The organism is Actinomadura sp. NPDC048394 (assembly GCF_040651755.1).
Classification (GTDB): Bacteria; Actinomycetota; Actinomycetes; order Streptosporangiales; family Streptosporangiaceae; genus Spirillospora; species Spirillospora montaniterrae.
In genome coordinates, this window is record NZ_JBEZJL010000044.1 from 29,399 (window position 1) to 42,594 (window position 13,196).

At 65.5% G+C, this 13,196-nt stretch carries 9 protein-coding genes; 2 read left to right on the forward strand and 7 right to left on the reverse strand.

The annotated features are described in order from the left end of the window. Nucleotides 1-203: 203 nt before the first annotated feature. The 3 genes from AB0C78_RS29545 to AB0C78_RS29555 form a co-directional block, all read right to left on the reverse strand. Nucleotides 204-2,066: a TraM recognition domain-containing protein gene (locus tag AB0C78_RS29545; RefSeq protein ID WP_360753993.1), complete on the reverse strand. Its 1,863-nt coding sequence runs from the start codon at nt 2,064-2,066 to the stop codon at nt 204-206. A gap of 682 nt (nt 2,067-2,748) precedes the next feature. Beyond that, a complete protein-coding gene (locus AB0C78_RS29550) occupies nt 2,749-4,386 on the reverse strand; it encodes an NlpC/P60 family protein (RefSeq protein ID WP_360753996.1) in 1,638 nt (545 codons plus the stop codon). Nucleotides 4,387-4,428: 42 nt separating this feature from the next. Next, nucleotides 4,429-5,061, reverse strand: a complete 633-nt coding sequence (locus AB0C78_RS29555) for a DUF6668 family protein (RefSeq protein ID WP_360753999.1) — start codon at nt 5,059-5,061, stop codon at nt 4,429-4,431. 394 nt (nt 5,062-5,455) lie between these two features. Between AB0C78_RS29555 and AB0C78_RS29560 the strand changes: the two genes are divergently transcribed. Beyond that, nucleotides 5,456-6,055: an RNA polymerase sigma factor gene (locus AB0C78_RS29560; protein WP_151599977.1), complete on the forward strand. Its 600-nt coding sequence runs from the start codon at nt 5,456-5,458 to the stop codon at nt 6,053-6,055. Continuing rightward, nucleotides 6,048-7,097: a CU044_5270 family protein gene (locus tag AB0C78_RS29565; protein WP_236010060.1), complete on the forward strand. Its 1,050-nt coding sequence runs from the start codon at nt 6,048-6,050 to the stop codon at nt 7,095-7,097. Before AB0C78_RS29560 ends, AB0C78_RS29565 begins: the two co-directional genes overlap by 8 nt. A 60-nt stretch (nt 7,098-7,157) precedes the next feature. Here the strand turns inward: AB0C78_RS29565 and AB0C78_RS29570 are convergent, their stop codons facing one another. The 4 genes from AB0C78_RS29570 to AB0C78_RS29585 all read right to left on the reverse strand — a co-directional run bounded on the left by AB0C78_RS29570 (nt 7,158) and on the right by AB0C78_RS29585 (nt 13,123). Further along, entirely contained in the window at nt 7,158-8,375 is a 1,218-nt protein-coding gene (locus tag AB0C78_RS29570) for a hypothetical protein (protein ID WP_151599978.1), read from the reverse strand. Nucleotides 8,376-8,408: 33 nt separating this feature from the next. After that, entirely contained in the window at nt 8,409-9,851 is a 1,443-nt protein-coding gene (locus AB0C78_RS29575; RefSeq protein WP_360754003.1) for a P-loop NTPase, read from the reverse strand. A gap of 228 nt (nt 9,852-10,079) precedes the next feature. Further along, nucleotides 10,080-11,648, reverse strand: coding sequence for an ATP/GTP-binding protein (locus AB0C78_RS29580; RefSeq protein WP_360754006.1), 1,569 nt, complete (start codon nt 11,646-11,648; stop codon nt 10,080-10,082). Continuing rightward, entirely contained in the window at nt 11,645-13,123 is a 1,479-nt protein-coding gene (locus AB0C78_RS29585; RefSeq protein ID WP_360754009.1) for an SCO6880 family protein, read from the reverse strand. Before AB0C78_RS29585 ends, AB0C78_RS29580 begins: the two co-directional genes overlap by 4 nt. Nucleotides 13,124-13,196 lie beyond the last annotated feature (73 nt).

The following is a 13,196-nucleotide window of genomic DNA, read 5'->3' on the forward strand; positions in this document are numbered from 1 at the left end:
GCGTAGCGCCGAGCGGCGTTGGTTCCAGGCGCGGGCCGCCGCATCCTCCGGCCGTCAGAGCTGACGGTGTCGGTATCCAGGCCGCGGCAGGCCTGAGTCCTCGGCTGCTTTGCCGAAGGAACTGCCGTTCGGATGCTGCTGCCGGTTCAGCCGGAGCAGCGCAGAACGCCGCGGTAGCGGCCTGAACAACGACATCGCTCGTGTCACAAGGAGGGCCAGGGATCCTCGTCGTCTGTGGTGGTCAGCAGGGGAGCGGTCTCGGCGTTCGGGGTGACCGTGGGAACGGTGTCAACGTTCGGCGTGGCCGGGGCGGGGGAACTCGGCGTTTGGCCGGCGGCCTGCATCCGGATCAGTTCCTCGACGGCCTGCTTGCCCGCCGCGATCTGGTCCCGGTCCTTCCGCTTCCACCACGGCGTGAGCCACATCTCGACGGGACGGGCCGTGCCCGCGACGAGGGCCGCGCGGCCGAAGGGCATGGTCCGGATCTCCTCGGGGCGCAGCGCGGGCTCCCCGTGCTGCTTGCCGACGAGATCGGAGAGCTCCGCCAGGTCCTTTGCGGTACCGGTGCCGCCTGAGATGACCCGGAAGGTGGCATTGTCCCACAGACGTGCGGCGCCCTCCGTCCCCCACTTGGCCCGCGCGTCCGCAAGCGACGTCAGATAGGCGTGGATGGTGATGCCGTAACCGCCGGACTCTCCCATGTACGTGGGGAGGCCCCCGATGGGGCAGATGTCGGTCACCTGGTTCAACTCGAAGGTGAGCGGCGGGTCGAGGCGGCTGGTCGGGTTCTTCATCGCCGCACCGCGTGCCGACCTGAAGAACTGTTCGACGATCGTGGTGACGATCGGGGCGATCCCTCCGTGGTCGATCTGCTGCTTGCTGACGAAGTACAGGGTGTTGCGGCCCTTGAGGAACTCCTTGTAATTGAACACCTCACCGGGGGACGGAGAGAGGTCGTCGAGGATGTCGCCGATCGAGAAGCAACTCATCACCTGCATCACCCCGGACCAGAGGCGCTCGTCCCGCCGGTTGAACTCCAGTTGCGCCGAATATCCTGGGGCGACCCTGCCGTCGCGTTCGCCCTGACGCAGGATGTCCATCGCCTCGTCCGTGTTCGCCTCGTAAACCCAGCGCACCACCTCGCGAATGGTGAGGCCGCCGATCGCGCCCGCGTGCAACAGGCAGCGGATGACCGTGATCACACCGCCGAGCCCCTGGGCCCCCTCTCTCGCCATATCGAGGCCGCTGGTGGCGACGAGCGTGCCGGACCTGACCGCGGCGACGTTGGTGTCCTCGCATCCGTCCAAAAAGTTCCAGCGCATCCGATGCGGCCACGCCGTCCAGTTGAACGGATCGAAGACGTGCACCTCGCCGTACTGCGCCCGCACCATGGCGGTGTTGACGAACGTCTCCCGCCGACTGGAGGTGACGATGCAGGGACCAGGGGCGTCGATTGTGAAAGGCGTGACGAAGTGCACGTCCTTCCCCTGCCGCGGTGCCGCGACCACGATCATCATGTCTTCAAGGGACGTGTACAGCTTCCGCCGGGACCTGATGTCCCGCCCGATATAGAAACCGACTTCCTCGGGCTTCACTTCCCGCAAAGGCCGGCTCTGGAAGGACGGCCGGACTTGATACGCCTTGCTAAGCACGGTTCGGGCGCTGAGTAGTTTGCGGACCTCCCACCCGGACGCGAACCCAAGCCGCAGCCGCCGAACCGGCCGCCGCCGCCGCACATTCAGAACCAGCCGAATGCCGAAGTAGAGCCCTCCCGCAAGGGCTACGAGGAACACGAACAACAAAACGAAGAATACTGAGGCGGGCCCCACCGCACCCGCCGCCCCGGTCGGCCACGCCGCCCGCGGATTACTGGGATTCCGCAAGAATCGAAACGCGATTTCCGCGAAGTCCGAGGGGTTCGAGTCCGGCCACCCGCCACCCGCGATCACCCCGGACACCTGCCCCGCCAGCCAGGTAAGGAATCCGCCCGCCAAGCCGAGCACACTGACAAGAAGAGCCGCGCCGATGAAGACCGCATAAACCTCGTCGTCGTCGCTACTACTCACAAGAATCCCTACCTCGAAATGCGAGCCATTTTTTGGTTTTCGGGGAAGCTACATGGCGTCCTGGACGGTAATAGTTGAGACCTGCCAGGGACCGCTCTGGGCAGACCTGGCAAGAGTTACGTAGGCCACCTTCTTGGCAACCCTGCCCTTCCAGTGATCTCTCCCCGTAGGGAGTGTGGTCATCTCCCATTGGCGATAAGCGGCAGTCGGTCCGTCGGACGGCGCCCCGGCCTCCCGGACGAGCGGCCTAAGCCGTACCGAGAGGTAAACTCGGTGCCGCCGCCATTCATCTGGGACGTACTGCACAGGTTCCGCCTTGATTCTCGCCCAGAGGGCAGGGGTCAAGTACCGTGCCGCGCGTAGTCGCGCATCCCGCAATCCGGCGTCGGTGGAGCTGTCGACCGTGTACATGAGGATCAACGCCGCCCTTGACACCGCCGTCGCGTCCTTGAGATCGACCCGGCGCGGATCCGGCAACCCGCCGGGTATTCGAGGACTTCGTGATGGTGACGGTGAGACGCTGACCGTCGGAATAAGGCTCTTCACAACCGGATGAGATGGCCGCGCAGAGGCCTGCCCAGCCGATTTATGACCCTTCCCGCCACCACAGCCGGTTGCCAAGGCGGAAGCAGATATAACGCTGAATGCCAAGCAGATTCGCTTCGCCAAGACGCGGGTCATCTCACACCGCCGCCGACGATTCTGCTCCTAGCGGAGCCAATGCATGCACAGAGGGAGACTGCGCAATGCGAATCGCTCCCACATAGCCCATTTTTGACATCTCATCCAAGGTATTGAAGCGAACGAAAGCGCCCGAGTGTGGAGCTTCGACGACCCATCGCTTGCCATTGTATGGCCCGTAATAGATGCCGACATGTGCCGGGCCGGACTTCCCCTTCTCGCCATTCATGTGGAAAAATACCAAATCACCCGGGAGCAGTCGGTCGAGGTTTGTGATTTTAGTTCCGATGTTGCTATTCCACATGGATTGACTTGTTCGAGGGATCTTGATTTTATTGCCCGTCACCGTTTTGACGGTAAACACCACTAGGCCGGAGCAATCAAAACCTCCTTCACTAAGTGATTCTCCGCCCCAAACATATGGAATGGGGACGGAGTCGACTCGGTCTTGCACAGGTGGCGCATCCTTGTTCCTCATCGTGTATTTCGCAGCAAAAGCGGCCATCTTTCCACCGAGAGAACCTCCTCCGATTCCGGAAAGCCCAGTGGATGTGCAGCCTTTATCGGCATAATTGGGTGACCCAAGAGCATATTTCTTGGCGTATTGATTTGCCGCCGTGATGACATCATTCACATAGATCTGTGAATGGTTGTAGGAAAATATTGAGGAACGCAATTCTCCTGTTGTCAAGATTCTGCTCTTCAGGATTTTCGGGTCTGCGTCCTTGCCGAGAATATGTACTTTGAGAAGCTTTGCTGCAGTGAAGATCGCATCAGCGGGGTCCCATCGACTGACCTGGCCGTCATGGTTTCCGTCCACTGGACCTACTCCTTTCCACGTCGGCGCCAAGAACTGCATCGGCCCTCCTGCGCCGGCGAAGTTCTCGGTGCCCCAGCGAACGCCCGGAGCGAGCTTCCCATCACTCCCCTTGAGTGTGCCGTGCTGAGTTTCAATCCAGCCAATACCGGCCAGGATGTACCATGGTATATTCCATTCCGCTGCGGCGCTGCGGTAGAGCTTAAAATAGTTCTCGGGTATGGGGCCTGCGGATGGCGCCACGAGAGATATTGAATATGCTGTCGAAGTCACCCCATGGGTGCCACTCTTCTTGGGGGCCAGCTGCAACTGCTCTGGCTTGTCAACGCCATACGCGCGCCAAGTGGGACCATAGAATTTGGTAGCTCCACTTGCGATGCCATAAGTATTCACACCTGAGTGTGCGCCAGGCAGGGGAGAAGTACCGCGTCCGCTTTCCACTTGCCTGGCTCCAGCGAGACTTTTCCATGGGATCCCATGCCTCCAGGCACTCCCATAAAGTGGTTTGTAAGCCTTGAAGTCCGAGTAGTTTTTCGATATTTTCGCGGTTGTCGGCACGACCCTGATCCCCCCTGAATGGTCAAGTGATGCGCAGGCCTGCTGCATTCCAGGGTTGCCGATCGGCAGGACCAGCAGGACGACTATGAACATAAAAAGGAGGACGAGCAGTCCAATGGTATTGCCCCCTGCCGCAAGGATTATTATCCTTATGCTGACGATGGTCAGCCTTCTGCCGGTGATCACCGGTTTTCTTGCTGGCATCTCAATCGACTCTTCCAGGTAAAACGCTCGTCCGAGTGGCCTCTCCAGGGCTTGCTGCATTCGAGTTAAGACGACTCTGTCTCGCCCCAGCTGAGCGCAATTTTAATGATGCTGATCGCTGAAGATTATGCGCTCAAGGTCCTTGACCAATCGTGAATAGGCGGACGGTAGCCTCACCTGATCCAGGGGAGCGCCCAGCCGCAAGGCCTCCACCCACGGAAGCTGCCATAGCCGTGGCACGCCTCCGGAGATCAGCTGCACGAGATCGTTCAGTGGCTTCGGACGCTTTCCAGGTGCGTCGGCGATCACTACCAGCCCTAGAAGCCGGACGTTCGGGAGGACGCCTGCAGCCCATTGGCGGGCGGCGGCCTGGGCCGCGCAGAGCCCGGACGCATGGCTGCGTGCGACGAGGAGCACGCTGGCCTGACCAGGGGACGAAGGGGTCGGCCAGTACCGTCCGGCACTCATGCTTCGCGGGATGAGGGCGGCCAACGTGGACGTGCCGGCTCCCCCGTGGCATGAAGACAGCCAGACGTTGGGGCCTTGGCCGCCGTAGCCTGCCAGTCCCAGAGAGCTCGTCGGTGGCGGCGCCAGGTGTGCCGGCACAACCACCTGGGCGCCGAGCTCCCCACCCGGGGCGTCCTGCGGTCGGGCGGAGTTCGCATTAGGAGCCGACGTGGCCGACACAGCCTTCAGAGTGGATGGCCGCTGCAGCCCGGTGCCGGGCAACGACATTTGCACCTCTGACGCCCCCTCTACCGAACTATCAAGTACTCGGTCGCCACGCTGACGACGCCGCAGTGCTCGTTCAGAACGGTTCGCAGGGCCACCTGTAGCGGCTGGCCCTGCGAACCGGCTCTGTGGTATCGACTGGAATCCAAAAGCCGGTAGCGCCGGATGGTTGTCGATTGACCTCCCGAGCAGCAGCTCCGTGTTACAGGCCTGACCGTCCGTACGTTGTCATGATCGTCAAGCGCGGCGCCGCCAGATGGCTGCGGGTCGCATGGCTGCGGTGCATTCCGCCTATAGCTGGCAAGTGATAGCGAGCCGCCTTGGGCATCCCGGCGGGAACTGGATGGGGGCGGGGTGGCAACAAGGGGTGTTCTGTTCCGACGCCGAGAGGCCGAGCATGAGTGAGTCGAGGGAGGTGGACGCCGATGACGCGTCCGTCATCGAGCGGTCGCGGCGGGAACCCGAGGCCTTCGCCGAGGTCTTCCGCCGGTACGCCCCGGACATCAAGCGGTACGTGATGCGCCGGCTGGGCGCCGATGCCGCTGAGGACGTCGTGGCCGAGACGTTCCTGGCGGCATTCCGTCAGCGGGACCGGTACGACCTGACGCGCGCCAACGCGCGGCCGTGGTTGTACGGGATCGCCACCAACCTGATGGGACGGCATGTGCGCACGGAGGTGCAGCAGCTGCGCGTCCTGGAGCGGATGGGCACCGACCCGGTCATGGCCTCGTTCACCGAGCGAAGTGACGAGCGGCTCAGCGCGGCGGCGTCACGTCGGGCGCTGGCCGGTGCGCTGGCCCGACTTCCCGCCGGGCACCGCGACGCGCTGCTGCTCGTGGCCTGGGGTGACCTCAGCTACACCGAAGCCGCACAGGCCTTGAACGTGCGCGTGGGCACGGTGCGGTCCCGCATCAACCGGGCCCGCACCAAGTTGCGAAAGCAACTCGGTGCGACCCCTTCTGTGAACTTCGTCTGTGAGGAGCCCGTCCATGAATGAGATGACCGAGCTCGAGCGGTTCCGCTCGGATGTGCCGGAACTCGGCATGGCCGACGTGCGCGCCGAGGAGCGTCGGCTGCTGAGCGTGTTGCAGGACACGGCCCGGCGTCCCGAACGTCCCACCGCACGTGCTCCGAGGCGCGCGCCCCGGAGGCACCGGCTCCGGATCGGCCTGGCCGGGGCCGGTCTGGCCGCCGCCGCGGTGGCGGCCGGGGCCGTCGTGGTCACCACAGGCGGGGACCCAGAGCCCTCCCCGATCGTCCATACGATGCCGGTGGCGTCGGTGCAGGTTCTCGAGCGAGCCGCAGACAATGCGGCCAGGACCCAGGAACTCCACCCCAAGCCCGGGCAGTTCCTGGTGTTCGAGTCGCGGAGCATGAACCCCGTCGAAGGCAGCACGGGCGGTCACGAGGAGCGGTATCTGGAGCGGACGAAGAGCAAGACCTGGCTGCCCGTCGAAGGCCACTCCACGCGCGGCGTCGCCCAAGTGGAGGTCCTGGCGCCGAAGCCGTACCCCGGTTGGCCGATCCCGCCCGAAGCTCGCAGGAAGGTCGGGTGGAGCGCACCGGAAAGGATCGGAGGCGTCGACAATCGCGCCGAGCACCTCCGCAACGACTACGCCTATCTGAGCCGCCTGCCGGCCGACCCGGCGAAAATGTACCAGCACCTGTACACGGGCCTGGGTACAGGCCCACAGGCCGACGTAGTGGCCTGGCAGAACGTCGGAAACATGCTCAGCGATGCCTACATGCCCGCCGCGCAGCGGGCGGCGTTGTTCCGGGCCGCGGGCGCGATCCATGGCGTGACCACCGTCGGCCACGCCGTGGACGCGGCGGGCCGGACCGGCGTCGCCGTGGCGCTGACCACTCCCGACAGCGGAATCCGCGACGAGTACATTTTCGATGAGGACACCTACCAGTACCTGGGCCAGCGTGTCGTCGTCACGAACGCCGCTCAGGGAGGAGCACCGGTCGGCACCGTACTGACCAACTCAGCGCAGCTGAAGGTCTCCGTCGCCGACCGCGCCCCGGCGGTGGACTGACCCGGTGGTGGGCTGATCCGGAGCGCCGAGCCGGGGTCGGGGACTTCCTCCGGCCCCGGCTCAGCCGTCCGCAGACGCAGCAACGGCAGGATCGTCCACCTGGGTGACCGTCTGAACGGACGCGAAGCGTCCCGAGACGACGAGCCGGACGGCCGCGCGGAACTCGGTCTCAGGATTGGCGATGAGCGCGCCGATCTGTCCGGCCGCCGCCATCGGCTCCGCCGGCGCCCCGGGGCGCACACCGATCACGTAATCGGCGTCCAATGGGCTGGCCGCGGCCACGCATCCAGCGGGCAGAACCCCGTACGGCCCTTCGAAAACACGACATCCCTGGGGGATGAGCGAAGCGAAGGCGTGGACCACCATACGGGCGGCCGGACCCACGACTGTCACCGCCTCCATGTGCGCCAGGGCCTTCTCGACCTGGGCGAGGTGGTCATTGGTGACGACACCGGACGTGACGAGGTCGGTCGCTCTCAAGCCCGTGCCGTCACGTCGGCTCACGATGACGGACTCGCCGACGTGAGTGACCACGGCCCCCATCCGGTCCTTCGCCGCCTCCACGGCATCAACGGCCCTGCGGGCCACGGCGGTTTCGGTGAAACCGGGAACCTCGCGGATGCCGTGCTTGTCGCAGACCGTGACTCGGGTGCCGCGGACGTGGATTTCGGCGACGCCCTCGTCCTGCCACAATTCACCGATCAGGTGCTGGCCGTCGAGGATGTGGTACACCCGGCGGCCCATGACCTCGTCGCCACCGGCCTCCTGGACGAGAAGGTCGAGCCACATCTGGCCGAGGCGTGGCCTGATCGACTCGGCCATCCGCGCGGCACTCTCCCAGCTCAGGTCGGGTTTGGGTGGAGGAGGCGAAGGATTGGGATACCCAGGGCCCTCCACGACCGGGCCCCTCGCATGGGCAGGACGAACGGGCGGCTGGGACGATTCCTGATCCTCGACCGCCGCGGCTGTGTTCTCACTTGAGAGCAACGCGGCCCGTTCGGGCTGCACGTCCGTAACCGCCTCACGATCGTCGAAAGCCTGGGACGGGTCCGGGGAGAGCATCGGCTCGGCTTGAGCCGACTCATCCTCAGGCAACGGCGCCATCTCCCCTTTTTCGAAAGCAACGACACCCGGTGGCTTGTCTTGGAGCTGCTGGGTCTTGGCGACCGCAACGCGCTTGTCCTGCGGATCCGGCAGCGCCTGTTCTCCGGACTCCTCGCCGACCCCGAGCGTCTCCCAGAAATCCAGTCCGGCGGTGGGCTCTTGGTCCATCGCCATCAATCAAGTCCTTTCCGGCCGGTGGGCCTTCGGTTACCGTGGCTTCAGGGCAAGAAGCTTCTTCCAGCGGTTCGCCGCCGACATGCTCGTCGGCGGCATGGTCGGCGGTGGCCCGAAGACAGGGTCGTCGCTGACGACCCGCATGATTCCTTGGAGAGTCTCGGCGAGTTCAGGGCGTACCCGGTGCCCTGTCAGCCGATGGGTGTTGACGGCGTGTGTCCATCCCTTGTCCTCGCGGATCACACCGGTGAAGCGCCATCCGCGCAGCATTTCCATGACCTCCGCGGGACCGCACTCCACATCGGCACGTGCCCGGTTGAGGATCAGCGAGATCCGCTCCGCGGGGACGGTGCCCTGCGGGCTGTGCGCGCTGGTGACCGCGGCCAGCCACGCGCGAGCGGCCTCCAGCGTCACCCTGTTGGGCTCGACGGGCACCAGGATCGAGTCCGCCTCCGGAAGGATCAGATCGGTGAAGGTCGCGTGGTGCAACTCGGCGACCGGCGTGTCGATGAACACGTAGTCGAAAGCCTGCCGCAGCACGGCGAGGATCCGTCGGTACAACGCCGAGTTGATCGTGGCCGGGTCGGCGCTGACGGCGTCCGGCGGGCCGAGGAGCGCGTACAGCCCGATGTCGGCGAGGTAAGCGAGGTGCCGGCGGACCGATTGCGGCGCAAGGGCGTCCGGAGCCTGCAGCAGATCGAGAATCGTCGGCGATCTCAGGCTGAGGTACCGCGCCACGTCGGCCTGCTGGAAGTTGGTGTCGACCACGATGGCCGAACCTGCCCGCCCCGCCGCATGCAGAAGCCTTGCCGTATGGACCGCGAGGTTCACGGTCGTGCTGGTCTTGCCGACCCCGCCCTTCGCCGAGGCGATCGCGATCACCCTGCCTCGTCCACCCCCGAGCGGGACGGCCGGAGGGGGCTTGGCCGCGGCGGCCGCCCAGGCGTTCACGGGTCCGGTACCTGGAGGGTTCGGCTGAAGGCTCGGGCCGACCAGAGCAGGACCGGGAGCCGGCTCAACATTGACGAAGCCCTGCACCCGTGGCTGAGAGCTGAGGATCGGAGCAGCCGGCGTCCCACCCGAGGGCGGTCGAGGAGCCGGACCGGGCGGCGGTCCGGATGGCGATGCGGGTAGTGATCTGGAAGGCGGGCCGGGTGCTGCCCAGGCCTCCGGTGGCGGGGGCGGTTCGGGCGGCGCCGCGGGCTCCGCGACGCCGAGACTCGCCAGCAGATCCGCCATGTTCAGTTGCTTCCCCGCGGTGATCACCTTCGTATCGAAGACGTCGCCGCGCTCGGCGAAGGACGAATGGACCAGCACGGTGAACCCGCTGCGCGCCAACCCGTTCGCGAGCGCGTTGACCTTCGCGCCGGGGAGGTCCTCCTCGAAACCAGGCGCAAACATGAAGGCGGCCGGGGAGCCCACCTTGCCGCTCTTCGACAGTTCCCGGAGCTCCGAGGCCGATGCGACGTCGAACACGACCCGAAACCTCCCGGTGTCCCGGAGCTTCCGCGCGACGCCCGGGTGCCCCGCCACAACAAGGTGCGGCGCAGTAGCCATCACAAGTTTCCTTAACGCTCCGTATGTCCGGCCCACAGGAGGACGAACAGTCCCCCGTATCAGACAGTGCGGTCGGCGCGCCCCGCCGCCATCGCCAGCTGACCGCTGTGGCGAACGCCTGGGGCCCGGCCTAGCGCATCTCGCCGGTCAGGTGCCTTTGGCGTGAGATCTTGTGGTCGAGTTGATCCAACGCTTGTTTGTGTCGTTGACGTCTCGTTCGACGGAGGTGAGCTCCACTTTGAACGGGATGCCAGGGCGGCCGCCCACCTTGACGAGAAACCTGCCGCGTCCCGGAGGTTCGCTGTCCTCCTTGAGATCGGGGTTCCAGGAAGGCGGTGTCGACCAGTCGACGATCATGCTCTGTTCGCGGGATGACAGGCGCACCACTTGGTTCACCATGGACATCTCCGCCTGGGGCAGGCCGCCGCATATCACCATGCCGGCGCGTTCGGCGAAACCCTTGGCCTTGAGTTGGTCGGCGTGGTCGCTCAACGACATCAGGTCGGCCATGGTGTGCGTGATCATCACTTGGCCGGTCCCGCGCTGCCGGTTGAGACGGGTGAGGGCGTCGACTCGGTCGACCAGGCCGCGCCCGGACCGCAGGACCCGCCACAACTCGTCGAGGACGACGAAGAAGTGCCGCTGCGGCGCCAAACCCTCGTCGGCCAGCGCGTGCGCGGCCTCGATCGCGCCGAAACCGTCCGACCAGCACGCCAACAGGACGGCGGCCTGAAGTTCGGCGTCGGCGTCGTCGATGCCACTGATATCGATGCAGACACCGCCCGGATTGTCCAACTCGATCGCGGTAGTGGTCTGGCGCGCGAACGTCTCACCCATCGGACCGTCCAAAGCCCCGAGCAACGAGGCGTGCAGCGGGTCAACGGCCGCGCGGTACCGTGCCTCGTCCCCGCGGGCCAGGGTCACCGCGCGGAGCCGCTCCGGCCCCTCATCGATCACTCTGATGAGATCGGGCAGGACCGGCACACCGCGATGACGTTCGTCCAGCACTCGCAGGGCCGCATTGAGAACGGTGCGCTCGGTGTCGGCTATCGGGCCCCCGCGCAGGATCGTGAGCAGCGCCGCCACGATGTTGAGCCGGCGGCCGTGCGCGTCGGCGATCAACTTGGTCCGCGCCTCCTCCGGTAGCCTGGCTGCCGCGGCGGCCGTCGCGCCAGGGTCGAGCACGTTCAGCGATCCGAGCCCGCGGCCGAGCTTGATGATCTGCCCGCCCATCGCCCGGATCAGATCGACGTAGTCGGGTTTGAGGTCGCCGAGCACCATCGGGAAGACCCCCTGCCCCACCAACCCCACCACCATCCGGCGAATGAGGGTCGACTTGCCCAGGCCCGGCTTGCCCAGCAGCAGGGCGGACGGATTATGAATCAAGTTCGCGCGCTGGAACCACGAGATCGGATCGCAGCAGAGCGTGGCACCGGTGGTCAGTTCACGTCCCAGTGGGACACCCACCATCGGTGTCCCGGAACCGGCTCCGAACGGCCAGAGCCCGCACACCTGGACGGTAGTACCACGCCACTCCGAAGGCATCTCCACGTGCGAAACCCGGCCCCCGCCGCGGCGACTGAATCCTCTGAACCCGGGTTTGGGTTCGGACTTGCCGGCCTTTTTCTTCTTGCCTTTCCTCTTCGTGTCACCGGCCTGTTCAGCGGGTTGCTCTTCGGCGGCGTCGCCAAAAAGTGATTCCAGCGGACTGCTCACAGAGATTCCCTTACCAGCGCAGGAATTTGAATATGGTCGGGAAGTACAATGCCCACCGGCAGGGCCGCCGCGAACGAAGAGGCCTGCGCCCCGTACATCCGCCGCAGACGCAGCCGAGCGGGGGCCGCGAGCGTGTCGATCGCGGCCGCCGCGACCGGAAGCTGATCGGCCGAATGCACGGTCGCGGTGACGAGAATGGTGAACCGGGTGACACCCGCACCCCTGGCCTCTTCGATGGCCGACTGGTCACTCTTCATGACGTCGATCTCGTTCCGAGCGGCGCTGGCATTACCATCGAGACGGAAGCGCGAGTCCCTGCGGTCCCGCTCCACGATCCGAGCTGCGGAGGCCGGGTCGTGCGGCCGGAAGAGGAAGGTCACACGCTTGCGGTCGATATCGTGATGGGGCGCCACCAATCCGGTCATGACATTGGACAACACCTCACCGCGAGGAGCCTCGGACATCCCCCAGGTGATGGAATGGCCACTGTCGTGAATGTAGTGATCCCATGATTCCTGCGCTGCGACCGGCCCTGCGTCCTCCCAACGCAATTCCTGGTCCTTACTGGTCTCCATGCTCGACTGCGCGGTCGGGTCGTAGGCGATCCGCACGGCGCGGGTGAGTTGGTCCGCGGTCATCGGGCGAGCGGCGCCGGCACCGGTCATCTCCAGACCGGAGATCAACCCCGGGATCCGCATGCCGATCTCCCGCACCATGCTCTCCTGGTCACGGCGTTTGCCTCCCGGGTGCGGCAGGGCGGCATAGGTGACCGCAATGCGGGTGGAGACCCGTGCACTACCCACCGGATAGTTCCAGACGATCTCCTCGAGAGCGGCCCGGGCCAAGTCCGGAGCGTTCGGATCAAGATTGGCGTAGACCTCCTCCTTGAGGCGGCTGCCGGTGTCGGGAGCCGTCTCGATGGTCACGCTCGCGGCGACCAAGCCCGGCTCGTAGCTCAGCGAGGCCAGCCACTGCCCCCAGTGGGCCACCCATGCGTTCACCTGGCTCTGATCCACGAGTGCAGCCCCTTCGGCGTTGCAGTCGAATACCACCGTGTAGTGCCTAGTCGAGGGGATCACTACCAGGGCGAAGGGGCGCCCGTAGGAGTCACGGCCTTCGACCAGCCGAGACTGAGCCAACAGCCCGGGAAGGCGGCACGAGCCGCGCGAGGTGACGCTCAGTGGCCCCGAACGGTAGAGATGCCAGCCCTGAGAACGCCCCCACCACCAGTTGAACCGGGCAGTGAGCGACTGGAGGGCCGTCCGCCCTTGCGCGTCCTGAATGACCAGCGGAAGCATGACCACCGCCAGCACCACGATGCCGAGCGCGCTGGCCTTCGGCGACACCATGGCGATCATGGTGATGACGACCAGCCCGGCCATGAGCATCAAGGTCCCGGCCAGTCCCAGTCGCCCGATCCCCGGAGAGACGGGCTTACGCCAGTTCCCGTATGTGGGCTCACGATCAGGGGCCATTCCAGTTCACCTCACTCCTCGATCTATTGGCAGCCACCTAGGCTGCCATTCTCTGCCATTCGCTGGCACTGCC